At 59.6% G+C, this 22,827-nt stretch carries 29 protein-coding genes and 1 pseudogene; 16 read left to right on the forward strand and 14 right to left on the reverse strand.

The annotated features are described in order from the left end of the window. From HX846_RS14435 to HX846_RS14445, 3 genes are all read left to right on the forward strand, one after another. On the forward strand, positions 1–302 hold a 302-nt coding region (locus HX846_RS14435; RefSeq protein ID WP_178965600.1), incomplete at its 5' end, for an FUSC family protein. 73 nt (positions 303–375) lie between these two features. Beyond that, the gene (locus HX846_RS14440; protein ID WP_003207381.1) at positions 376–879 is read left to right on the forward strand and encodes a FadR/GntR family transcriptional regulator; all 504 of its coding nucleotides are present in this window, start codon (positions 376–378) and stop codon (positions 877–879) included. Positions 880–1,117: 238 nt separating this feature from the next. After that, positions 1,118–2,434: an OprD family outer membrane porin gene (locus HX846_RS14445; RefSeq protein ID WP_178965601.1), complete on the forward strand. Its 1,317-nt coding sequence runs from the start codon at positions 1,118–1,120 to the stop codon at positions 2,432–2,434. Positions 2,435–2,440: 6 nt separating this feature from the next. On the opposite strand, the gene HX846_RS14450 is transcribed toward HX846_RS14445, so the two are convergent. Continuing rightward, positions 2,441–3,169: a helix-turn-helix transcriptional regulator gene (locus HX846_RS14450; RefSeq protein ID WP_158213527.1), complete on the reverse strand. Its 729-nt coding sequence runs from the start codon at positions 3,167–3,169 to the stop codon at positions 2,441–2,443. A gap of 208 nt (positions 3,170–3,377) precedes the next feature. On the opposite strand from HX846_RS14450, the gene HX846_RS14455 reads away from it, so the two are divergent. Beyond that, positions 3,378–4,283: a LysR family transcriptional regulator gene (locus tag HX846_RS14455; RefSeq protein WP_003207388.1), complete on the forward strand. Its 906-nt coding sequence runs from the start codon at positions 3,378–3,380 to the stop codon at positions 4,281–4,283. 94 nt (positions 4,284–4,377) lie between these two features. Then, complete coding sequence (locus HX846_RS14460) at positions 4,378–5,394, forward strand: hypothetical protein (RefSeq protein ID WP_178965602.1); 1,017 nt, start codon at positions 4,378–4,380, stop codon at positions 5,392–5,394. Between the two features lie 261 nt (positions 5,395–5,655). Here HX846_RS14460 and HX846_RS14465 read toward each other — a convergent pair whose 3' ends face one another. Further along, positions 5,656–6,312: a metalloregulator ArsR/SmtB family transcription factor gene (locus tag HX846_RS14465; protein ID WP_178965603.1), complete on the reverse strand. Its 657-nt coding sequence runs from the start codon at positions 6,310–6,312 to the stop codon at positions 5,656–5,658. A gap of 180 nt (positions 6,313–6,492) precedes the next feature. Here HX846_RS14465 and HX846_RS14470 point away from each other — a divergent pair, with 180 nt between their 5' ends. Then, positions 6,493–7,551, forward strand: coding sequence for a YhcG family protein (locus HX846_RS14470; protein WP_178965604.1), 1,059 nt, complete (start codon positions 6,493–6,495; stop codon positions 7,549–7,551). Between the two features lie 78 nt (positions 7,552–7,629). Then, a complete protein-coding gene (locus tag HX846_RS14475; protein ID WP_178965605.1) occupies positions 7,630–8,829 on the forward strand; it encodes a lysozyme inhibitor LprI family protein in 1,200 nt (399 codons plus the stop codon). 4 nt (positions 8,830–8,833) lie between these two features. On the opposite strand, the gene HX846_RS14480 is transcribed toward HX846_RS14475, so the two are convergent. The 4 genes and pseudogenes from HX846_RS14480 to HX846_RS14495 form a co-directional block, all read right to left on the reverse strand. Next, positions 8,834–9,154, reverse strand: coding sequence for a hypothetical protein (locus tag HX846_RS14480; RefSeq protein WP_087692413.1), 321 nt, complete (start codon positions 9,152–9,154; stop codon positions 8,834–8,836). 66 nt (positions 9,155–9,220) lie between these two features. Continuing rightward, positions 9,221–9,334: pseudogene (locus tag HX846_RS39545) on the reverse strand (general stress protein); the annotation flags it as partial. Positions 9,335–9,501: 167 nt separating this feature from the next. Further along, positions 9,502–9,978 (reverse strand): hemerythrin domain-containing protein, encoded by a 477-nt coding sequence (locus HX846_RS14490; RefSeq protein ID WP_008435010.1) that lies wholly within the window; start codon positions 9,976–9,978, stop codon positions 9,502–9,504. 190 nt (positions 9,979–10,168) lie between these two features. Beyond that, positions 10,169–10,726 (reverse strand): ATP-dependent Clp protease proteolytic subunit, encoded by a 558-nt coding sequence (locus HX846_RS14495; RefSeq protein ID WP_008435011.1) that lies wholly within the window; start codon positions 10,724–10,726, stop codon positions 10,169–10,171. A 156-nt stretch (positions 10,727–10,882) separates the two neighbouring features. Here HX846_RS14495 and HX846_RS14500 point away from each other — a divergent pair, with 156 nt between their 5' ends. Beyond that, positions 10,883–11,104 carry a PLD nuclease N-terminal domain-containing protein gene (locus HX846_RS14500; protein ID WP_178965606.1) on the forward strand — a complete coding sequence of 74 codons (222 nt, stop codon included), beginning with the start codon at positions 10,883–10,885 and terminating at the stop codon, positions 11,102–11,104. A 54-nt stretch (positions 11,105–11,158) separates the two neighbouring features. On the opposite strand, the gene HX846_RS14505 is transcribed toward HX846_RS14500, so the two are convergent. Further along, on the reverse strand, positions 11,159–11,719 hold the full coding sequence (locus HX846_RS14505) for a type 1 glutamine amidotransferase domain-containing protein (RefSeq protein WP_003207402.1): 561 nt from the start codon (positions 11,717–11,719) through the stop codon (positions 11,159–11,161). A 29-nt stretch (positions 11,720–11,748) separates the two neighbouring features. Next, entirely contained in the window at positions 11,749–12,252 is a 504-nt protein-coding gene (locus tag HX846_RS14510; RefSeq protein ID WP_178965607.1) for a DUF4142 domain-containing protein, read from the reverse strand. A 197-nt stretch (positions 12,253–12,449) separates the two neighbouring features. Here HX846_RS14510 and HX846_RS14515 point away from each other — a divergent pair, with 197 nt between their 5' ends. The 3 genes from HX846_RS14515 to HX846_RS14525 are packed head-to-tail and all read left to right on the forward strand — an operon-like array spanning position 12,450 to position 13,879. After that, positions 12,450–12,674, forward strand: a complete 225-nt coding sequence (locus HX846_RS14515; protein WP_178965608.1) for a hypothetical protein — start codon at positions 12,450–12,452, stop codon at positions 12,672–12,674. A 15-nt stretch (positions 12,675–12,689) separates the two neighbouring features. After that, complete coding sequence (locus HX846_RS14520; protein WP_003207407.1) at positions 12,690–13,121, forward strand: hypothetical protein; 432 nt, start codon at positions 12,690–12,692, stop codon at positions 13,119–13,121. Next, positions 13,121–13,879, forward strand: coding sequence for a DUF72 domain-containing protein (locus tag HX846_RS14525; protein ID WP_177081466.1), 759 nt, complete (start codon positions 13,121–13,123; stop codon positions 13,877–13,879). The genes HX846_RS14520 and HX846_RS14525 overlap by 1 nt, the downstream gene beginning before the upstream one ends. Here HX846_RS14525 and HX846_RS14530 read toward each other — a convergent pair. The 3 genes from HX846_RS14530 to HX846_RS14540 form a co-directional block, all read right to left on the reverse strand. Then, on the reverse strand, positions 13,837–14,625 hold the full coding sequence (locus HX846_RS14530; RefSeq protein WP_093197648.1) for a DeoR/GlpR family DNA-binding transcription regulator: 789 nt from the start codon (positions 14,623–14,625) through the stop codon (positions 13,837–13,839). The genes HX846_RS14525 and HX846_RS14530 overlap by 43 nt on opposite strands. Before the next feature lie 398 nt (positions 14,626–15,023). Next, positions 15,024–15,965 (reverse strand): alpha/beta hydrolase, encoded by a 942-nt coding sequence (locus HX846_RS14535; RefSeq protein WP_178912637.1) that lies wholly within the window; start codon positions 15,963–15,965, stop codon positions 15,024–15,026. Between the two features lie 98 nt (positions 15,966–16,063). After that, positions 16,064–16,951, reverse strand: coding sequence for a LysR family transcriptional regulator (locus HX846_RS14540; RefSeq protein ID WP_178965609.1), 888 nt, complete (start codon positions 16,949–16,951; stop codon positions 16,064–16,066). A 131-nt stretch (positions 16,952–17,082) separates the two neighbouring features. Here HX846_RS14540 and HX846_RS14545 point away from each other — a divergent pair, with 131 nt between their 5' ends. Next, positions 17,083–17,928 carry an SDR family NAD(P)-dependent oxidoreductase gene (locus HX846_RS14545; RefSeq protein WP_177117106.1) on the forward strand — a complete coding sequence of 282 codons (846 nt, stop codon included), beginning with the start codon at positions 17,083–17,085 and terminating at the stop codon, positions 17,926–17,928. Positions 17,929–17,931: 3 nt separating this feature from the next. On the opposite strand, the gene HX846_RS14550 is transcribed toward HX846_RS14545, so the two are convergent. After that, positions 17,932–18,687, reverse strand: a complete 756-nt coding sequence (locus HX846_RS14550) for a DeoR/GlpR family DNA-binding transcription regulator (protein WP_134326399.1) — start codon at positions 18,685–18,687, stop codon at positions 17,932–17,934. Between the two features lie 82 nt (positions 18,688–18,769). Between HX846_RS14550 and nudK the strand changes: the two genes are divergently transcribed. Further along, positions 18,770–19,357: a GDP-mannose pyrophosphatase NudK gene (gene nudK / locus HX846_RS14555; RefSeq protein ID WP_087692406.1), complete on the forward strand. Its 588-nt coding sequence runs from the start codon at positions 18,770–18,772 to the stop codon at positions 19,355–19,357. Continuing rightward, on the forward strand, positions 19,357–20,559 hold the full coding sequence (locus HX846_RS14560) for a lipase family protein (protein ID WP_177044790.1): 1,203 nt from the start codon (positions 19,357–19,359) through the stop codon (positions 20,557–20,559). The genes nudK and HX846_RS14560 overlap by 1 nt, the downstream gene beginning before the upstream one ends. 356 nt (positions 20,560–20,915) lie before the next feature. On the opposite strand, the gene HX846_RS14565 is transcribed toward HX846_RS14560, so the two are convergent. Further along, positions 20,916–21,356: a hotdog fold domain-containing protein gene (locus tag HX846_RS14565; protein WP_134326400.1), complete on the reverse strand. Its 441-nt coding sequence runs from the start codon at positions 21,354–21,356 to the stop codon at positions 20,916–20,918. Positions 21,357–21,501: 145 nt separating this feature from the next. On the opposite strand from HX846_RS14565, the gene HX846_RS14570 reads away from it, so the two are divergent. Further along, positions 21,502–22,119: a TetR/AcrR family transcriptional regulator gene (locus tag HX846_RS14570; protein ID WP_087692405.1), complete on the forward strand. Its 618-nt coding sequence runs from the start codon at positions 21,502–21,504 to the stop codon at positions 22,117–22,119. A 13-nt stretch (positions 22,120–22,132) separates the two neighbouring features. Here HX846_RS14570 and HX846_RS14575 read toward each other — a convergent pair whose 3' ends face one another. Continuing rightward, complete coding sequence (locus HX846_RS14575; RefSeq protein WP_087692404.1) at positions 22,133–22,582, reverse strand: Rrf2 family transcriptional regulator; 450 nt, start codon at positions 22,580–22,582, stop codon at positions 22,133–22,135. A gap of 144 nt (positions 22,583–22,726) precedes the next feature. Between HX846_RS14575 and HX846_RS14580 the strand changes: the two genes are divergently transcribed. Then, on the forward strand, positions 22,727–22,827 hold a 101-nt coding region (locus HX846_RS14580), incomplete at its 3' end, for an FAD-binding protein (RefSeq protein ID WP_178965610.1).

Here is a 22,827-nt window from a genome sequence, read left to right on the forward strand (position 1 = left end):
CGCAGGCCTGTTACGCCGAGAGCATGCCCTGGCGCCTCGCCATCCGGGCAATGGGTCGCGCACTGGTGCGGTTGTTCGTCAAGCCTGGGCCCGGTTATTTGCAGCGCGCGCTGGAGGCTGTCGAGCACGCCATTGAGTGCGTGCAACAGACCGATGAGCCATTCGCCGGGAACTTTGAGACTTCAGCCCTGAGACGGGTGGAAAGCTACCTGCACTTCATCCGCACCTCGCTGCTCGACCCGCAATCGCCGCTGGTCCACTACAACCAGCCGGGAGAAAAAGTGGCGCAATCGAGCGACTAGTTGGCGGGCCGGAAGGAGTCTGGGTGAGCATAAATCTCCATACTCGAGGGGCATGATCTTTCAGGAGTGGCCCATGTACGCCGGTCTTTGCAATCACGCCTGGGTCGCCTCGATCATCGATGGCATTCGTGAACAACGTAGCGCGATCCGCGACCACCTGGAGGCCCAGTACCTGCTGGAAGTCGAAACCGCCCGACTCGCTGCGCGCCGTCGCACCCTGGAGGATATCCGCCGGTTGTGGCACGCCCTGGCGCGGCGTGGCGAATATAACCTCGGGGATCAACTCGACGATTTCGTCGACCGCGACCAGGCCTTGCACGGTGCGGTGGCCGTGGCTTCCCACAACGTGGTCTTGCAGTCGATGTACCGCGCATTCAGCTCTTCGTTCCACAGCCAGTATCTGGCGATTTTTGCCGACAACGAGTTGTATGAGCCGGGGCTTGAAGCCCATGCGCAAGTCGTCCAGGCGATTATCTTTGGCGATGAAGACGCGGCAGTCGAGGCGGTACGCGCGATGTTCGATCCCATGCTGGAAAAGCTCCGCTGGCTGTCGGAGCGAGACGGCACTGCAGCGTGAGTCGTTGTACTCGCAGTTGACTTAAGACCCTCGAGGAAAGCCCGTTCCAGACGCCTGCGCGTCGTCCTCATTGTTACAAAAACTGGAAAAGTGAATGCCCGTTTTGGCGGCTGTTTTCACAACCGCCAGGCCTATATCGTGCGCGCCTCCCGTCGAATGAAAACACTGCAACACACAATAAAAAACGGCTGCCATCACTGGGTCGACGGGACAGTCGTGTTCACTGTTCGGAGCCTTCATGAACCACAAGACTTACCTGGCCCTGGCCGTTTCTTTCGGCGTTGTACAGCAGGCGGCTGCATCGGGTTTTATCGACGACAGTAAAGCGACCCTGGACCTGCGCAACTTCTATCTCAACCAGGACACGCGCAATGCCAAGGGGGCCTCGGACCGGGAATGGGGCCAGGCCTTCATGTTCAATTATCAGTCCGGTTTCACCGAGGGGGTGGTGGGCCTGGGGTTGGATCTGCAAGAGCTGTACGGCGTACGGCTGGATGCGTCAGGGCGTGCCGGCAAGGTGGGGGAGGACAACACACCCGGTAGCGTCTTCCCGCTGTCTGATGGCAAGGCTGCCAATGATTTCAGCAAGACCGGGGTCACCGGCAAAGTGCGCATCTCCCAGACCCAACTGAAAGTGGGCACGCTGATGCCCCGGGTGCCGGTACTGATGTATGAAGACGGCCGGTTGTTGCCCCAGACTTTTCGTGGCTACCAGGTGGACTCCAAGGACCTGAAAGACTTCAACCTCGCCGCCGGCAAAATCGAGCAGGTGCTTGACCGTAACTCCAGCAACGGCCAGGGCTTGTCCATCGCTGGCGCAAACGATCCGGTCAAGGGCACGTCCAGCAATCAGTTTTACTACGGTGGTGTGGATTACGCCGTAAGCAAGCAGATGCAGTTGCAGTATTACTACGCGAATCTTGAAAACTTTTACCAGCAACACTTCTTCGGCCTGGTGCACAACTGGCAGTTGCCGGTGGGCCAGTTCAAGAGTGACCTGCGCTACTTCCACAGTACCTCGGACGGTAAGAACTCCAGTGCGGCGGGGCGTGCCGAGGGCTACGTCAGCTCGGGTTACTACGGGCCGGGCGTCAACAATGGCAAGGTCGACAATAACCTGTGGAGTGCCTTGTTTACTTATTCGCTGCAAGGCCATTCGGTGAGCCTGGGGTATCAGAAAACCACGGGCGAAAGTGACTTCCCCCATATCAACCAGGGGCAGGGCCGCTCGGTGTATTTGATCACCAACTCCCAGTCGTTGAAGTTCGTCAACGCCGGGGAACAGGCCACGGTGGCCAGCTATGCCTATGATTTTGCGAACCTGGGCGTGGCGGGGCTGAAGACCAGCGTCACCTACATACATGGCAGCCACATCCGCACGGCAGGTCGTGACAATACCGAGTGGGAGCGGGACGTGCGGGTTGACTATGTGATTCCTGCCGGCACCTTCAAGGGGATTGGGTTCATGTGGCGTGGTGCGGTGCTGCGGGGTAATGACAGCGCTGACAAAGACGAAGCCCGGTTGATGGTCAGCTACAGCATTCCCTTGCTGTAGGCCGGCTCAACGCTGGGCGAAATACCTGGCCGGGCTGCAACCGAACACCGAGCGGAACACGGCGATAAAGCTGCTGGAGCTTTCGTAGCCAATCGCGGCGGCGGTGCTGCTGACGCTTTCCCCCGCCGCGAGGTTTTCCAGGGCCACCATCATCCGCAAGCGTTGGCGCCAGGCGCCGAAGCCCATGCGGGTCTGGGCAGCAAACAGCCGCTCCAGGGTGCGTGCACTGGCGCCTACCTCGAAGGCGATTTCCTTGAGCGGCCGAGTGTCGTTGGGGTTTTGCTTGATCAGGTTGGCGGCGCGCACCGCGCGTTTATCCGAGGGCTCAGGCAGGTAAAAGGCGTCTTGCTCAAGCAATGCCAGGTGGTCCAGCAGCACGGTGCCCAGGCGGCTTTCGCGGCTGTGCTCGGGGTACTCGCCTGGCAGTTGCGCGCAGGCCAGGATCAGCTCGCGCACCAGCGTCCCGACATTTAACACTGCGCAGCGGGCCCACGGTGGAATGCTGGCCGCGCCCTGACGCACATATACGGTACGCATCGACACCTGACGCGAATGCTTGAAGGTGTGGCTGACACCTGGCGGAATCCAGAGCGCCCGCTGCGGTGGCAGAACCCAGATGCCTTCGGCCGTCAGTACCGTCATCGAACCTTTGATGGCGTACATGATTTGCGCGTGTTCCGGGTGAACGTGAGGTTCACGCAAGCCGGGCAAATACTCCCGGACCAAACCTTGCACGGGGGCCGCGCCAAACTTAATCGATGGGTGTTCAAGCATGGCGCGATCCCGATATTTTCTAGATAAGGAGGGATTTTGTGCCAGATCAAAAGGGCTGTAAAGCCGCAGTTTGGCCTACCGAAAAACCGTCGGATTGGCTAGGGCGCTTGGGTTTGCGGTTGGGTACTGTCGATGCTTTTGGCGTGCGCCCTTCAAGGAAACCTCACCGATGTCCATCGGAAAAAACTTCGCCGGCGTCATCGCCTTCATGAAAGTCGCGGCCAGCGAAAGCTTCAGCGAGGCAGCACGCGACCTGGGCATTTCAGTGCCTTCGGTGAGTCGCAGCATTACCCGCCTGGAAACCCAACTGGCGATCAAGCTGCTGGAACGCACGACCCACAGCGTAGCGGTCACGCAGGAAGGGCGCCGGTTTTTTCAAGAGTGCCTGCCCAGTGTCGAGCATCTGTTGCGCACGACCGAAGCGCTGAAACACGCTACCCAGTCGCCGTCCGGCGTAGTGCGCGTAAGCTCTACCGTGGGTTTTGGGCGCAAGTGCATTGCGCCGCTGTTGCCTGGGTTCTGTAAGTCCCACCCGGACATCACCCTCGAATTTGATCTGAATGATCGCCATGTGGATTTCGCCGAAGGTCGCGTGGATGTCGCGATTCGCAACGGGCGGCTGGAGGACGCCGATGTGATCGCCAGGCAACTGGCGCCGATGAGTTTCGTCACCTGCGCCGCGCCTGAGTACCTGCACTCAGCCGGCTACCCGCAGACCCTGGAAGACCTTGCGGCGCACAAGACTATCGCCTTTCGCCTGGCGCAGTCGGGCAAGCCGCATGTGTGGGAGTTTGAAGTCGACGGGCAGTTCATACGGCTGCCGTTGCCTTACAGCCAGTTGTTCAATGACCCGGAGCTAGTGGCGCTCGCGGCCGTAGCCGGCGGTGGTGTGGCACAGCTGGCCGGCTATCAGGCGCAGCACTGGATCGCGCAACAGCGTTTGATCGTTTTGCTGCCGGGTTATGCGGCGCAGGCGCGGGGCAGGGGGCATTACATCTGCTATCGGCAGCGCGACAAGATACCGCTGCGAGTCAAGCTGTTCGTCGACTACATGGTGCAAGCCTTCCAGGCATGACCATTGGGTAAAAGGCTTTTGCCTGGGTGCCTAATTGTCGCGGGTGGCGATGGCTGGGCACTATCCGGGTGATATTTATCACCGGGAAATCAATATGTTAAGCAAAGCTATCAAACCCTGGCTGGAATGGCTGTGGCTGCTGCCGTTCGCCGCGGCGCTGTATTATCCGTGGGCGCTGGCGTGGAGTAACCAGGCGCATGTGGCAGGCGCCGGCACCCCGGTCGTCCTGGCGCTGATCCTGAGTGCCTATGCGGTGCCGCTGTTGGCGTTTGCCTGTGTGTATGTCACCGGTGTTCAACCGGTCATGAGCGCACGCCTGGTCCTGGCGCGACGCTTGTCGTGCCTGGCGGTGGCTGCGCCTCCTGCGTACACGCTTATGGGCGTCTTGCTGTACCTGATGAAAATCGAGGGCCACGACATCGCGGTATGGAGCGGGCTGTGGCTGGCGCTGGCGGGCTTTTTTGCGATGGTGTCGTCAACGGGCCCGAGCACCAGCCTGGTGACCTTGGACAAGACCTATATCAAGCTGCGTGTCGCCCACGGCATCGCCTCGGTGGCGATCCTGTTGGTGTTTCTCGCGCCGCACATGTTCAACCACCTCCTGGGTGTACTGGGTACCGATGTGCATAAGTCGGTGATGGACGTGCTGCGACGGGTGTATCGCAATGGCTGGCTGGAGCCGGTGATCATTGTCACGTTTTTCTTTCAGATTCTCAGCGGGCTGGTGTTGATTCGCCCGAAGACCGTCACGCGTGCCGACCTGCTGGACGCGTTACAGACCGCCTCCGGCACCTATCTCTCGCTGTTTATCGCGTCCCATATCAACTCGGTGTTTACCCTGGCGCGTTACTTCGGCACCGATACCGATTACGCCTGGGCCGTGGCCGAGCCCGTAGGGTTATTGGCGGATCCATGGAGCATTCGGCTGCTGCCGCATTACTCGCTGGCGGTGTTCCTGCTGATTGGGCATCTGGGTTGTGGTTTGCGAGGTGTATTGCGTAATCACAATGTCAGCGAGTCACGCAGTTCGCTGTTGACCTGGCTGGTGATCGGCATGGGCGCCATAGTCACGATCATCATTACCAGCGGCATGCTGGGGGTCAGGGTTTAGGCTGTTTACGGCACCGTAAAAAGTATTGGCTTGTGTAATTCAAAGCGCTCAACGTATTATCCAAGATCTCTCTTGGTTATATGATTGGTGGGCATTGCGCCACTACACCGAAATCTGTCCTTCCTGCAATGGGCTTGAGTACGGCGTGAGGCTTAGGCTGCGATGGACTGCGCAGCGCTCGTGAATCCTGAACCGTTGGTGTATCCGGGACACTGCGGCGCTGGAATTGCGGTTGCTGCGCAGCCCATCGCAGCCTCTTTCTTACAGGCGGCGGGGCTGGATGCTGTAGGCGCAGCGCCGGTCCCCGGAAATCAAATGCTCGCGCCGCTCCACCACATTCTCATCGCCCAGGGCTGCCTGGAAGATCTGCAGTTCCGAGCGGCAGAACCCCTGGCATTTACGGGCGGCGACGCAGATCGGGCAGTGGTTCTCCACCAGCAGCCAGCCATCGTCCAGCGGCTCCATCTGCGCCATGTACCCGGCGCGTTCGCGAATCTGTACCAGGATCTCGACTTTCTCCCGCAAGGTCGACGCGGCGGAGCAGGCCTGGGTGTATTCGTGCCTGGCCGTCGCTTCCATGCTGGCGATGACTTTTTCCACGCCTTCGCTGCCAAAAATTCCTTCAATGGACTCGATCAGGTGCAACGTCAGTACGCTGTGGGAATCGGGGAATTTGCTTTGGGCGGTTTCGGTCAATGTCCACTTCAACGAGGGCCGGCCGGCACCCGAGATGGGGGCCGATACACCGACGATCAACTGCGCGACCTGCAACTTCTGGATTTGCTGGCGGGCGGCTTCGGAGGTGATGTCCAGCAGCGCAGCCAGGTCCGTGGTTTTCAGTGGGCCACGGGTCTTGAGCAGGAACAGGATGCGGTCCCCGGTGGATGCCTGGCTGTCGTCGGTGGGTGTGGCGTTCATAGATCGGGAATAACCATGGAAGTGACCGGCTCATTTGACCACAGCACGCATGTTGAGGCACCCCTTGATGCGCCTGAAGGTACGGTTCCAGTTGATTTGTATCGAAAGCATTCTGCTGGCCCATTACGCATTTTTCCCTCGCTACTATCGGCCGCCTGCCCAACCCACGAGGGAAAAGGAATGAGTGAGACCCCCGATAGCCTGAACACACCACCCGAGGGATACAGCGACTGGCTGACTGATCTCAAGAGTCGAATCCACTGCGCCCAGCAACGCGCCACCCTGGCGGTAAACCGCGAGTTGGTGTTGCTGTATTGGCAAATCGGCCAGGATATTCTGACCCGGCAGGCACGGCAGGGCTGGGGGACCAAGGTGATTGAGCGGCTGGCGCAGGATTTGCGTTCAGCGTTTCCGGAGATGAAAGGTTTTTCGCCGCGTAACCTGAAGTACATGCGTGCATTTGCGGAGGCGTGGCCGGATTCCGAATTTGTGCAACAGGCTGCTGCACAATTGCCTTGGGGCCATAATCTGGTGTTGCTGGACAGGTTGCCCGGCCCCGAAACCCGTCGCTGGTACATTGCACAGGCCATCGAACACAACTGGTCGCGCAACATCCTGGTGATGCAAATCGAAGGTCGCCTGCTGGAACGCAGCGGCAACGCGGTCAGCAACTTTGACGGACTGCTGCCCAAGGCGCAATCCGACCTGGCTCGCGAATCACTTAAAGATCCTTACCGTTTCGACTTCCTGGGCCTGTCCCTTGACGCGCAGGAGCGTGAAATCGAAAACGCCCTGGTCAAACATGTCACCGATTTTCTGCTGGAGCTGGGCGCCGGTTTTGCCTTCGTGGGACGGCAAGTATTGCTGGACGTAGGGGGCGAGGAGTTTTTCGTCGACCTGCTGTTTTATCACCTCAAGCTGAGGTGCTACGTGGTGATCGAACTCAAGGCCGGTAAATTCAAACCCGATCATCTGGGGCAGTTGGGCTTTTACCTCGCTGCGGTAGACGCCCAGCTCAAGCACCCGCAGGACAGCCCCACCATCGGCCTGCTGCTGTGCAAGAGCAAGAACGAAGTAGTGGCCGAATACGCTCTGTGTGACAGCTCCCGTCCTATTGGGGTTGCCGAGTATCAGCTGGTGGAATCACTGCCTGCAGAGCTGCAAACCAGCTTGCCGAGCATCGAACAGATTGAGCGTGAGCTGGCAAGTGATCGCCCTTCCATGGCGAGTGCTTCGTAGGACAGTGCCGACAGACTGGACATTGGCAATCGCGTCGGCACAATGAGCGCCTTGAAAGGAACTCACCCAAGGAAAGCCATGGCCCGCCGTATTCATTCTGCCTACCCAATGTTGTTGCTCACTGGCGTGCTGATGGGCGCGGGGATGCCTGCCAGTGGCGCGTCCTTTGATTGTAAAAAGGCCTCCACCACGGTGGAAAAGGCTATTTGCGCCAGCCCTGAATTAAGCGAACTCGACACTACGCTGGGCCTGTACTACAGCCAGGCAATGGCCAGACTGGCACCCGACCAGCGCGACGAATTGCGCCGTGGCCAGCGCACGTGGTTGCAGACTCGCAACGCATGTGCCGGTACCCCCGAACAATTGCCCGGCTGCCTGCAATCCCAACTGAGCCAGAGAGTGGTCGAGGTGGGAACCATCACCCACAAAGACACCGCAGCCCTTGACGCAATCATTGCCAGTATTCCGTACCATCCGGCCCAGGCAGCTGAAGGGCTTCGGCGCTACCCGATGAACGATCTGGCCGCCGCCTGGCTGGTCTACCTGCAGCGTTTTGAACCTGACAGTGGCGTTACGGAGAATGAGGCCGAGGAGAATCGCAAGCAGGTTCTCATAGCACTCAAGGAAGACAGTTTTCCCTGGTCGATCTGGCAGGACCTGCAGAATGATCCTGCTGTCAGCCGTGACCGGGTGATGTTGACCTTGCTGCGCATGATGATCGAGCGCCAACAGTATGAGATGTACGCCGACCAACGCCCGTATGTGCACTGTTTCGTTTTCAGCCGGCAGGGTGAGGTCGGGTATGAGTCGTTCGGGTCGTTGTACGGCTCCACCCGCGACAGCTTTGCGCCGATTTGTGCCCCTCAGGGTGATCTGTTTGCACAGCCGGCCTGGAAGCGGCTGGACGATTCGTTTACCGAGCCTTTGTCCACTGCATCGCAGAACGAAGGCACCATCCGCTTTGCCAGCTACGCCGACTGGAACACGCTTTCCCTCAAGGCCACCGCTTCGCCTCGGCTGTTTCTCCAGCCAGGCACCGCAGCGCAGTCCCAGGACCCGGAATCAGCCCTGCGCAACTGGGGCGCGGATAAACAGTGGCCTGCCAGGCAACGCCAGCAAGCGCTGGCCGCCATTGAGCCCGCACGGCAAGCGACGAGTGACTGGCTGCAACGCGAGCGCGGCTTCTCTGCTGCTGATGCCAGGCAAGCAGCCCGGGAAATCGTTCGGCAGTGGATGAACCTGCGCCTGGACTTTATCGGCGGCCCCAGCGAGAACTAATCGGTCAACTGCCCGATTCTGGCACGGCCTTTTTGCCGGTCTTGGTACCGGGATGCTGGGTCGAGGTGCCTTTATGGCGCGTGCTCTTCACGGTTTTAGACGGTGCAGGTGCTTTCGTTTCAGCGTCCTTGTTGCCACTGCTGTCAGCCCCGGACGGGCTGCTGGGATAGGTGCCGGGCGGCAGTGCCGAGCCAGGAGCGCTGTTGCCGCTCAGGGCGGGCGCCTCGGGGGCAGTGTTGTCGCCGAAGGCTGCGTAGGCGGGGGCATACAGAACGAGCGCCAGGCTGACGACAAGTACGATCCTTTGGGAAATGCTGGTCTTCATGACTCAATCCCTCTTGGCGATGGGGACCGAAGCCCGGAGCACATCCAGGCTTCGGCGACGCCTCAATCAAGACTTCTTGGAGCCTGGGGCGTGGCTATGAGCCCCGCCTTTTTTGCCCGCTTCAGAAGCCTTCTCGCGGTCATTGGCGAAGTTGCCGCCTGAACCCTGGCCGCCGCTTTTACGGTTTGTGTCTTTCTGGTCTTTGTGACCAGCACCTGGGGTAGTTTTTCCACTATTAGCCATTTTGAAAACCCTCAATGATGAGCGAATCAATGGTGTTGCCTAATTGGGAATCCTCCAGCCAATTCAAAGTTTGAAATAGTTTCCAGGCATGCGACGAATGGACATCACGCCGCCATTGGCTTGGCCCCGGGCGCCTTCTTGTGCGCGGCTTTCATCGCTTCCATCTCTGCTCCAAGCTCTTCGAGCAATGCCTTGCCCAGCAGCTTCCTGGCCTGCGGGAACATCTCGCTTTCTTCTTCCTCGATGTGGTGTTCCAACAGTTCCTTGACCACTTTGACTCGCCCGGAAAACTCGGTCGTGGAGGGTGAGGTCTGCTTCAGGTCTGGCAGTACGAGGGAGTCGACGGTGCGGTGTTCTTCCTTGGCTTCGTGGTACATGATTTCCTGATCCTTGCCCCCAGCCTTGCGAAAAGCCGGATAGAGGATTTCTTCCTCAAGGCGGGTGTGAAGGCTGATTTCCATTTCCAGTTTCGCCAGTAGCTCGGTGCGCTTTTTGACGCCGCGTTCAGTAGACTCACTCAGCTGGTTCAGGATGGCTTTGACGCGTTCGTGGTCGGCCTTGAGAAGATCAATGGCATTCATGGGTGACACCTCACGGGTAGCGAAAGGGCGGGTCGAATTGCCCGCCTGTCCAGACCTCTACAGCATGAGTTGTACCAAGTTGAACGGAATATTTATTGGCTTATAAATCAATAGTTTATATCGAATAAATATCGACGCTGGTCGTGCAGGTTGCACGGTCGAGTGGTGGCTTGCATGCATTAAACAATGCCTAGCCGCCGCTGACTTTCCAGTGCTTGATGTCGTCGGCAAACACGATCTGCTCGACCTCATGGGCAATCCCGTAGGCCAGTGACTCGTGGGCGGCGATGACTTTTTCCTCGGCCGAGAGGCACTTGAAAATATCCAGGTGGGTTTCGGCGCTGGCGGTTTCCAGTTCGTAGATTTTCACGTAGCGCGCCAGGTCGTTGTCCAGGCTCGACAGGTATTCCCGCAGGCGCTGGTGGTCTACCGAGTTCTGGTTGAAATACCAGTTCATCGGATGGATCAGGAAGCGCGAGTGTGGCGTGGTGATCCGGCGGTTTGCCGCCAGGAACATGATGATGCCCATGGACTCGATATTGCCCGCATTGATCGCACACAGCGGCACCGGCAGGGACTTGAGGAAGGTGTAGAGGGTAAAACCGAAATTGGTGCTGCCGCCGGTGGTCGACAGGTTCAACAGCAACGAACTGGCGCCTTGATCGATCGCGTCCAGGCAGCAATCACGAAAGCGCTCGGTGGTGCCCTGATCGATCTGGCAGTGAAAGTGGATGATGTGCTCGGTCATCCCGGGCCTCCGAGGGGTAAAAGGTAGTGTCCATTTGAGTCTAGAAGGTTACGGCCCGTGTGCCGCAACCGTTGGGCGAGAGCCATCCGTTGCAATTTTAATGAACCCTCGGGCGCGTTGCTTGACCTAACGCATACGACCTCAGGAGGATGAATCATGCAAATCGAATATGTCTGGATTGGCTTGGCGGTGATTCTGGTGCTGCTGGAACTGTGGGCGATCAACAGCGTTCTGCGCAGTGGCACTGGCTGGGAGACCAAGGGTTTATGGCTGGTGGTACTGATCTTCATGCCGCTGTTGGGGCTGATCCTCTGGGCGCTGTTTGGACCCAAGGGTGTGAACCGGGCGACACATGCCACTGAGCATGGCAAAGGCTAAGACAGAATCGAAAAAAAACAGGCGCCCGAGGGCGCCTGTTTGCATTGGCGGGCGTCAAGCCGCCAGTGTCTTGGCAATGGCCTCATTGAACGCCGGCAAGTCGTCGGGCGTGCGCGAGGTAATCAGAGTCCAGCCATTGGCCGGGCATTCCTTCACCTGCGTATCCACCCAGTTTGCTGCGCCGGCATTGACCAGGTCAGTGCGCACGCTTTTGTAGGAGGTGAGGGTCTTGCCGCCGATCACGCCGGCATCAATCAGGGCCCAAGGGCCATGGCAGATGGCGGCTACGGTTTTCCCGGCCTTGACGAAGTCATTGATCAGCCGCAGTGCATCGGCGTCCTGGCGCAGGGTGTCGGCATTGACGGTGCCCCCGGGGATGACCAGTGCATCGAAATCACTGCCGTGCAGGTCCGAGAGCTTGGCGTCGGACTCTACCGTCCTGTCTTTCTCGGTGTCCTTGAGAAAGGTTTGGGTGCTGCCACCTTTGCTGGAACCGTGGGTCACCGTGGCGCCGAAACCACGCAGGGCTTCCAGCGGCTTGAGCAACTCGTCGCGCTCGATACCGGTGTTGGAGGTGATGATCAGAATCTTCTTGCCGTGCAGTTGCGAACTCATGGTCGAGTGTCTCCTGAGTGGGTCAATGATTAATTGGCGTGCTGGGACTGCAACTCCTTGGCCATCTTCAGATGGGTTTCGAGAGTCGGCAGGGTCTTCTCGGCAAAAGCCTTCAGTTCGGCGTTATCCGAGGAGTCGGCTTCTTTTTTGAACAGGGCCACGGTGTCTTCGTGGGCCTTTACCTGGTTGTCGGCGTAAGCCTTGTCAAAGGACTCTTCACGGATTTCCAGGATCATTTTCTTGGCCTTGTCGGTGAGGCTGGCATCGTCGGGCACCTTGATGTCGAGCTTCGTCGCCAGGGCCGTCAGCTCCTGGTTGGCCTTGGTGTGGTCGGTGATCATGTGCTGGGCAAACGCCTTGATATCAGCGGCACCGCTCTTTTCCAGCGCCAGTTTGCCGGCTTCTACTTCGGTGATGCCGCCCTGGGTCGCGGCCTCAACGAAGTCATTGGAAGTGGCGGCCATGGCCACACCCATCGAGCCCGCGGCCAGCGCGAAGGTCAGTCCCATTTGTTTCATCAGCAAGTGCTTCATGATGCTTCTCCTGAAGAGTGGCGCGATGCCGGTACCTGACTGTTGAGGGGGGGCCAGCGCAAAAGGTTTAAATTAATTTGCCCTATTTTTCGGTGCATGCACCCGAGGCAATTTCCTTGAACTATCGAAAAACCTTGGGCTCTGCTGCATAACGGCTCCGCGCTGGAGCCTGGCCTTTGAACCGCAGGAGAATCCCCATGGGCACTGAAAAAACCGCCGACAAAACCCCTGATGCGATCAGCTCTGAACAGGCGCAGAAAGGTCGCCAGGCTGCCGACCAGGACAGCTCTTTACAGCGTCCCAATCCCAAGACAGAAACCGTCGATAAGGTGATCACGCCGACGTCCATCAAGGACACACAACGGCAAACCGAGCAGATCAACGAGCAAGCCGCCAAGGCCGAGCGCAAGCTGGGTCAGTGAAGAACGGAGGCAGTCATGGGGCGATCCATCAGCGCCGGGGAACTGGGTATTGAGCTCAAGCCCGGTGATGACAACGCACTGTTCAAGTGGTTTGTCGCCAGCTTCCTGATGGGCAAGCGCATTCAGGCGCAGATCGCGGCGCAGGCCTATCAGGTGATTGTGGTGAAGCATGGCCGGGACACCCCGCGCAAACTGCAACACTGCACCTCCCGCGAACTGGTGGCCATGCTCGGTGAGGCGCATTACGTGCGTTACGACGAAAGCACCGCGCAACGCCTGCTCGACCTCAGCAGCAAGTTGAATGCGGAGTACGCGGGCAGGATCAGCCATATCCACGATGCCAGTGCCGACCGTGGGGAGTTTGAAAAACGCTTGAATGCGTTCGAGGGCGTCGGGCCGAAGACGGTGGAGATTTTCATGAGGGATGCGGCGTCGGTGTTGTTCTGATGCCGATTTTTCTCGGTTGTGCCGGTTGGAGCCTGCCTCGTGAGCAATGGCCAAGATTTCCCCGGCAGGGCACTCATCTGCAACGTTATGCCGCGTGCTTGAATGCGGTTGAAATCAACAGTTCCTTCTACCGCCCCCATCGCCCGCAGACCTACGAACGATGGGCGCAGTCAGTGCCGTCGGGCTTTGGTTTTTCGGTCAAGCTACCACGGTACATCACCCATGAATTACGTCTGCGTGACTGCGATACGGCATTGGATGAGTTCCTTGCACAGTGCCTGCAATTGGGCGACCGCCTGGGCTGCCTGCTGGTGCAATTGCCGCCTTCTTTAAGCTACGACCCGATCATTGCCGGCGGCTTTTTCACAGCCTTGCGTCAACGCTTCCCTGGGCCTGTGGTGCTGGAGCCGCGACACGCCAGTTGGGCGCAGGCCGGCGGGCTTTTGCAGGATTACCAGATAGGACGGGTCGCCGCCGACCCGCCGGTGATCGCTGATGGGGATGTACCGAAAGGTTGGCAAGGCGTGCGTTATTGGCGCCTGCATGGTTCGCCGCGTATCTATCACAGCGCTTACGAAACCGAGCGTTTGTGCGCGCTGGCCGAGGTATTGAGAGCCTCCCTGGAGGAGGGCATTCCGACCTGGTGTATTTTCGATAATACGGCCAGCGGTCATGCGCTGGTCGATGCGCTTGCCCTCCAAGCGATGCTCGCCCCTCAGGCATCCACTTGCATCACCTCCAGCCCCAGGCATTCATAAGCCTCGACGCTGCCCGGCGGCACGTGCCACTCGGTAATCAGGGTATGAATGCGGCTGCACGGTGCCACTACGAATGGCTCCACGGCGCCCAGTTTGTCGGCCAGGGTGACGGCCACCACGTGGGAGGCGCTGTCGAGCATAGCCTGTTTTACCGCCACTTCCTCGAAGTGCAACGAGCTGATGCCGACCTGTGGATGCAGTGCGCACACACCCGTGAACAGCAGGTCGGCCTTGATGCCCTGGATCAGCCGCAATGCTTCATGCCCGCTGGCGGCCATGGTCACCGGGTTGAGTTGGCCACCGGCAAGGATCACCGTCACATTGGGATGTTCGGACAACGCGATGGCAATCATCGGTGAGTGCGTGACGGCGGTCAGCTTGATGGAATGCGGTAGTGACTGGGCGATTTGCAGGGTGGTGGTACCGGAGTCGAACAGCACGATCTGGCCGTCCTCCACGCGATCGGCGGCGAGTTGCGCCAGGTGGCGTTTGGTCGCGGTGGTTTCGCCAAACCGGGTGAAGAAATCCTTGCCGGTGTCCTTGGGCCGTGGCAGCGCACCTCCATGCACGCGTTGCAGCAGACCGGCGGAGGCGAGTTCGCCAAGGTCGCGGCGAATGGTGTCCTGGGAAACAGCGAAATGTTCCACCAGTTCCGAGGCGGTGACCTTGCCGTCGCGCTCCAGCAGCAACAGGATTTTCTGTTTGCGCAGGGAGGGCAGGTCGACGGCGGCATGGGTGTTATGCATGTTTTTGCTCGTTAATGCGTGTTTGTGCGAGATTAATCAGCATTCGGCGGAAACGCAATGGGTTGGGGTGTCGGTGATGCCCTGCCGAGTGAGCTGAGCACCATGGAAAAACCACACCCGGTCCGGTACCGAACCCCATGTTTCGATTCGCGAAGTGATGCAGGAGATTTTGCTGCCGCCAAGCTTTCCAGAAGGGCATTACCGAGCAAAATAATCGTAAAAAAGTAAAAAGAGTTGTCCACGAAAACCGTGGGTATCTCTGTGGATAACTTCGCTTGAGCCCGGCGGGTATGGCGATTTAACCTGCGGTTAATATTTGATCAGTCACTGTTTATGGCCAGCATGGGCAGGCTTTGCGCCTTGACAGGCACCGGCGAAACCGGTGCCGAAATGCAGATTTACGAGTCGTTTGGGCGCCCGGTGGAGGGCCCGGCAACCTGAGTGGCGCGCTTCGATTGCATCAGGCTGTCCAACGCCTGGCGATAACTGCTGCCGGCCAGTCGCATGCTGTCGTTATGAGTGGCACCGGGTACCAGCAACAGGTGTTTCGGCTGTTGGGCGGCGTCAAACAGTTGCTGGCTGAAGCGCGGTGGCACGAAGGCATCGGCGAGCCCGTGAACCACCAGCAGCGGCATGTGGATATCAGCGATCTTGTCAATGGAATCGAACTTCTGCGACAGCAGCCAGCGCACCGGCAATGACGTATTGGCTACCGCCGTGGCAACATCTGCCAGGGAGGTAAAGGTGGACTCGATGACCAGTCCGCGCACTGGCGGCGGCACATGATCATCCGCTGCTTGCTTGCCCAGTTCCACCGCGAGGTCGATGGCCACCGCGCCACCCAGGGAGTGCCCGTAGATGAGGCGCTTGGCAGGATCGGGTTGCAGCACCTGGAAGCGTTCCCAGGCAATGCGCGCGTCTTCGTACACGCTGGTTTCCGACGGCAGGTCGCCTCGACTCTGGCCGAAGCCGCGGTAGTCGATGGCCAGTACGGAAAAGCCCAGGGCCCGCAGCTGTTCGATGCGAAACAGTTGGCCAGTGAGGTTCCAGCGCACGCCGTGCAGGTAGAGAATTGCCGGCGCGTCCTTCTGTGCCGCTGGCCACCACCAGCCATGAATATTCTGTCCTGCCTTGAAACTCGCGGGTTTCAGGTCGAATTCCTGCACATCACGCGGCAACCCGCTGTACCAGCTGGCAGTGCCCGGCTCCACGCGAAACAGCAACTCGCGTTCCTTGTGTTGCAGCACGGCGCAACCCACGGGCAGGCCGATGATCAGGGCGGCCATGCACAGCAGGGGAAACCAGCGCAGGCCGAGACGGGACAGAAAACGTGAAGACATGAAGGTTCCAGGACACAGGCGAAGCACGGGTTTTAACAGATGCCCTGGCCGCGCAGGAAATATTCAGACGGTCGTCACCGGACATTGCTTGCAAAGTATTACATCGCCTCGTCCAGCAGAGAAAAGAAGTGCCCGGCCAAGGGGGAAGAATTGCTGGTGTTCCAGTTGAGGTAGAGCCCGATGCTGGAGGGCGCGGCGGCGAGGGGCACAAACGCCACCTTGTCACGGGGCATCGAACGGGCAATGGATTGCGGCACCAGCGCCACACCAAACCCGCACGCCACCAGGCCAATCAGGGTGGGTAATTGATCGGCTTCCTGGACCACCCTTGGAGAGAAGCCCGCGGCCTCGCATAAAGCGATCAACCGGTGGTGATAGCCACTGCCCAATGCCTGGGGCGTGAACACAAAATCGGCGCCGGCAAAGTCCTTCAGCTCGATAGCGGCGTCATCCGCATTCGGATGGTCTGCGGGCAGCGCCAGCAGGATCGGTTCATCCAGCAGCAGCCGGGATTCGATGTTATCTGCCTGGCCTGGCAGGTAGCGCAAAAAAGCGATATCGGTATCACCACTCAACAAGGCCTTGGCCTGGTTGGCAGAGGGCATTTCCTTGATCACCAACTGAACCCTGGGGAACGCCAGGCGAAACTGCCTGAGGGTATCCAGCAACCACGGATAGCCGGTGATCGACACCGAGGTGATGGTGAGCGTGCCGGCGGTTCCCTGGGACACCTGCCGGGCTTGCTCAATGCCTTGCTGCAATTGCCCGAGGACGGTGTAGGCCGTCTGAAGAAACGCCGCCCCGGCTGGCAGCAGCTTCACGCCACGACGGTCACGCTGCAGCAGGGCAAACCCCAACTTTGCCTCCAGGCGATTGATCGCCTGGCTCAACGCTGGCTGCGCCATATGCAGGCGCTCCGCAGCCTGGTGAAAGTGCAGCGCTTCGGCAACGGCAACGAACTGGCGCAATAGGCGGGTTTCGATCATCTGGGCTGTTCCTTCAGGTAGATGGCGGTGTGGGGCTTGATACGACGCAGGTATCAATATCGCTGTTTTTCAGTATTAAACAGGACGGCCACGGGTTGTTAGGGTGGAGTGCCTATCAGGAGAACGCGACGATGGACTTTACAGGTAAAACCGCAATCGTGACCGGTGCCGCCCGTGGCTTGGGGTTCAGCTATGCGCGCGAGTTGGCGCGACTCGGCGCGCAGGTGGTAATCAGTGATATCGGTGCCGACACCCTCGGCGATGGGGCTGATCCCCAGGTGGTACAGGCGGCCGCGCTGGCGCTGCAGGGTGAAGGCCTGCGGGTGGTTGGCCACGCGGGTGACCTGTCCGGCGAAGCGGGGTGTCGAGCGCTGATCGAGTGCGCCATCACGCATTTCGGGCAGCTCGATATCCTGATCCACAATGCTGGCTGGGTCGGCTATCAGCCCATCGAGGCCGCCGACGAGGCTTTCATCCGGCGGGCCATGGACGTCAATGTCTATGCACCGATCTGGCTGTGCAAACACGCGTGGCAGCACCTCACGCGATCTGCCGCACCCCGCATTGTGCTGACCACCTCCGACCGTGCGATGTATACGCGCTACGTCCAGCCGGGCCTTGCGGCCTACAGCGCGGGTAAGATGGCGCAACTGGGGATCATGAATGCCTTGAGCGGGGAAGGGGCGGAGGCCGGGATCCTGGTCAATGCCATCTCACCCGTGGCCAAGACCCGCATGTGGGGCGTGACCGGCGAGCCGCACAACCTCAAGCCGGAGTGGGTCACGCCTGGGGTGATCTTCCTGGCTTCGGCAGCGTGCCAGGACAGCGGCTATATCCTGCGTGCCAGCAACGGCCAGTTCACCGCCACGCGGTTCGCGGAAAATCCGGGGGTCGAGTATCCGGTTGACCTGGCGCGGGTCAACGCCTCGGACGCTGCGCAAGTCGCCGCGTCATGGCAATCCATCAAGGACTGTTGACGGTCACGCCAGGTAAAGCGTCAGGCCCTGAGCTTCGTAGGGTTGCAGCAGGGCACGCGGCGTACTGGCCAATGCGACGATCGCGCTGACGTGTGTCAGCTCCACCACTTGGTAGGGCGACGCGGTGTTAAGCTTTTCCGAGGTGGCCAGCACGATGGTTTCTGCGGCCGCGTGACACAACGCGCGCTTGACCACTGCCTCTTCATAATCGCCGGTAGACAGGCCGGCATTCGGGTGCACGCTGCACACCCCCATGAAATACAGGTCGGCATTGACCCGGCCGATGGCCTCCAGCGTGGCCGCCCCCACCCCCACCAGTGAGTGGCGAAACAGCCGCCCGCCGAGCATGATCACTTCAATCTGCGGATGATCCACCAGGGCCATGGCAATCGACGGGCTGTGGGTGACCACGGTGGCATTCAGGTCCGCCGGCAAGTGATGGGCCAGTTGCAGGCACGTGGTACCGCCATCGATAAACACCACCTGGCCGGGCTGCACCAGTTGCGCAGCCGTCCGGCCAATGGCGATTTTTTCCTCGGGTACCAAGTGTTCCCGAACCGAAAAATCAGCCATCGCGGGGGATGCTGGCAAGGCGCCGCCGTGCACCCGCAGCAGCAAACCTTCCTTGGCCATTTCCCGCAGGTCACGCCGAATCGTGTCCTCGGAAACCTCCAGTGCCTGGCTCAACTCCTTGGCAATCAGCCGGCCGTCGCGGCGCAGCGTATCCAGCAGGTGTTGTTTACGTTGTTGGGTCAGCATCGGAAGCTTCCTGCACGTTTTTTCTTGACTGTGCACGATTTTGCACGACATGCTGAATAACACAAGACAAAAAGGTCCTGCCATGGAAAACAGTCCCGTCCGCATCCACGCCGAAGAACTGCTCTCGGATAATTGGTATGTGCTGAAAAAGTACACCTTTGACCTGCGCCGCCGCGACGGCAGTTGGCAGTCCCAGACCCGCGAGATCTATGACCGGGGCAATGGCGCGACGATCCTGCTGTACAACCGCGAGCGGCGCACGGTGTTGCTGATTCGCCAGTTCCGCATGCCTACCTACGTTAACGGCTACCACGGTTACCTGATCGAGTCTGCCGCCGGCCTGCTGGACAACGCCAGCCCCGAGGAACGCATTCGCCTGGAGGCGGAAGAAGAGACGGGCTACCGTGTGGGCCATGTAGAAAAGATCTATTCGGCCTTCATGAGCCCGGGCTCGGTGACCGAGCGCATTCACTTTTTCATCGGCGAATATCAGCCTGGCGACCGAGTCAGTGATGGCGGCGGGCTGGAGGATGAAGGTGAGGATATCGAAGTGCTGGAGTTGGGATTCGAGGAGGCCCTGGCCATGGTGGACAGTGCCGAGATCGTCGATGGCAAGACCATCATGTTGTTGCAGTACCTTGAATTGCGGATGTTGAAAGAGGGCTGGTGATGTCGCGTCGGTTATCGCTTGCGCTGGCGGTGTTGCTGGCGGGATGCAGTGGTGTGAGCGCTGCGCAAACACCCGTCGGTGATGGTGGTGTTCCCGCGTTCTATACCTGGGCGGACAAGGTGCCCGCGTCACCCGGGCGGATGCTGCGCAGCGAGCCGTTGACCGATCAGCAAAGCCTGGTCGAGGCGGGGCAGAATATTCGCATCCTGTACACGTCCACCGACGGTCTCGATACCCATAAACGGATTGTCGTTTCCGGTGCGCTGTTCCTGCCCAAGGGCACACCGCCGCCGGGTGGCTGGCCCCTGATGGCGTGGGCCCACGGCACGGTGGGGAGTGCCGATATCTGCGCGCCGTCGTTCGCCGGTCGCAGCCCGCGGGATACGCGCTATCTCAATTATTGGCTGGCTCAGGGCTACGCGATTGTCGCTACCGATTACCAGGGGCTTGGGACGCCTGGCCTGCATCCGTATGGGCTGACCAGTCCGCTGGCCTATGGGGTGCTCGACAGCATTCGCGCGGTAGGGGCGGGTGGTTTCGAACTCTCCAAACGTGTGGTGGTGTTTGGGCAGTCACAGGGTGGCCGTGCTGCGTTTGCCACGGCGGTCTATGCGAAAGACTATGCGCCCGAGTTGGATATCGTGGGGGTGGTGGCGACCGGTACGCCTTACGCGGCCACCCATAAAACGGGAGGCAGTGCCGAGTTGGAAAAGGCCCGCAGTTCGGTGGTGCCGACCTTTGCCTATAACTTGCTGCGGCTGAGTACTGTCACGTTGTTTGATCCTGGGTTTGTGGCTGCGGATTACTTGAGCGAGCGTGCAGTGCCTGCGTTTGAGAGCAGCCGGCGGGATTGTTTGCATGCCATTGAGCAGCGGGTGATGGCTGATGGGCTCAGCTTCAATGACAGTTTCAAGCGGTCGCCGAAAGAGGCGCTCGACAAGGTTTATCGTGAGTCGGCGTATCCGACGTTGAAGACGGATATTCCGGTTTTTGTCGGTACGGGGGGGCGGGATCAGGATGTGTTTGTGCCTGGGCAAAAGGCGCTGGTCAGGGATGCGTGCAAGGTCGGGGACCGGATTGAATGGCATTTTTATCCTGAGCTGGATCACTCCGCTACGGTCAATGGTTCGCTCGTGGACTCGACGCCGTTTGTGCGTAAGGCGTTTGCGGGGGAGGTGATTGGTGGGAATTGTGGGGGGTAGCTTTTTGGGGAGGTATATCCGTTATTCAGGTAACGGCGACTTATGGTTTCGCTCTTTCAGCGAGTCACTTTGCAAAAGCCGGAATGCCGGCCCAGCCCAAAGTAAGTAAAGGGAGCTGCCTCCGCCGCTTTATGTGGGAGCGGGCTTGCTCGCGAAAAACCTGAGAGCGCCACGTTGAATCAGGATACCCACGTCATCGTTAACGACCTTCGCGAGCAAGCCTGCTCCCACATTTGGACCGTGTCCGCCTTTGATTTTGCGGTTGCTTCACCCCACTCAAGCCGGCTGGTAGGCCGCTGTGAGAGCGCAACCCGATAGCGGCCATAACCGCAGCAACGGATATGCCCCCAACCCCATCACCCCAATTTCACATTCATGATAATCCGCGCGGTAAACACCAATTTCCCCTCCGCATCCAGCATCTCCACCGGCACCACTTTGTCACCCGCCGTTTGCCAGTCGATACCTTCGCCATTGGCCGTCGCCGTCACGCTGCTCTTGGCCTTGGCCAGATACTCCACCGACATCCCCTTGGGAATCCACCGCGCACCCGCCGGCACGGAAACGTCCGTCATGGTACCCGCCGCCAACTCCGCAGCGTTGCACATGGCAATGGCGTGCACCGTGCCCAGGTGGTTGGTGATGGCCTTGCTGAACGGCACTTCCACCGAGGCAAACCCCGGACGCAACTGGGTCATCAACGGATTGATGGTGCTGAAGTAGGGCGCCATCTGGCACGCCAGTTTGCTGAACGCTTCGGGGCCAACGCTGTTGAACATGCTCAGGGCCTGACTCATGGTGCTGCCTCGCTGATTAAATGAATTTTACGGAATATTGTTCCGTTACAGAATAATGTTCTGTAACGGAACAGTATTCTGCCCATGGGAAATCTGTCAAGCTGCCTGGGCTTGTTCTTCTTCACTGACTGAGTTCCTGTTCAGCATGCAAACCCCGGATCTGCTTCAGCGTTGCTTCCCTGGCCGAAGGGCCGAATTGAAGCGCGATATCTTCAAGGCAGCCCTGGACCTGTTCAACGAGCAGGGCCTTGAAGCCACCACCATCGAGATGATCCGCGCGCGCTGCGATACCAGCGTCGGCGCCATTTATCATCACTTCGGCAACAAGGAAGGCCTGGTCGCCGCGCTGTTTTTTACCGCGCTGGAGGATCAGGCCGAATTGCGTGGGCGCTACCTTGAATCGGCCAAAACGGCGAAGGAGGGGGTGTACGCACTGGTCCACAGCTATGTCGATTGGGTAGACAGCGAACCGCAGTGGGCGCGCTTCCAGTACCACGCGCATTTCGCGGTGACCAAGGGCCCGTTCGCCGCTGAACTGGAAAGCCGCAATCAGGCGCGCAACGCGATGCTGAAGGAGTGGATGGTGCTGCCTGGACGGGGTGATCAGCTCAGCCAGGTGCCCGCCGAACTCTTGCCATCACTGATCATCGGCCAGGCCGACAGCTACTGCCGTGCCTGGCTGGCCGGGCGCTCGGCCAGCAGCCCTCGGGTGTACCGGGAAACCCTGGCCGAGGCAGCGTGGCGCTCGGTGGGCGGCGCTTAGGGCGTCGCGTGCATCACGCACAGGGTGCGGGCGTTATCCCCACCCGATAGCGCTCGTCAAAATCATCCGCCAACTGTGCCAGCGTCACCTCTCCCAAACGCTGCAGCAGCAACGCCTGGGCATCGTCAAACGCCTGGTTCAGCGCCGCATTGACGGCCTGTTCCACCAGGCATTGCGGATGATCGGTGGACAGGCCGACGGCAAAGATCGACGACGTGCCAAGGGCATTGTGGATGTCCAGCAGGGTGATTTCACTCAGCGGCTTGCCCAGCATCCAGCCGCCCTGATGGCCTTTTTCCGAACGCACATAACCTTTCTCCTTGAGCAGGCCCAGGGTGCGGCGTACCACCACCGCGTTGGTACCAAGCATCTGCGCGATGGTCTCCGAGGTGGCGCGTTCCTCGTGGCGGCCCATGTGGATCAGCACATGGAGCATGCGCGAAAGCCGGGTGTCGTTTCTCATCTGCAAGCCTCTGGAGTTCCTGCCCGAAAGTATCGTTCGTAACGATTGGAGTTGCGAGACACTTGACGAGGTATTTTTATGTAACTTATGGTGTGTCGTGAGTGCCCGGCAACCGATGCAAGGGCCACCAGAGAGGTCATCTTCATGGTTTACGACGTGATTATCGTCGGCGGCAGCTACGCCGGAATGTCTGCCGGGCTGCAACTGGCGCGGGCTCGGCGCAAGGTGCTGGTGGTTGACGCCGG

Origin of the sequence: Pseudomonas sp. K5002, assembly GCF_013386655.1 — a bacterium.
Lineage (GTDB): Bacteria > Pseudomonadota > Gammaproteobacteria > Pseudomonadales > Pseudomonadaceae > Aquipseudomonas.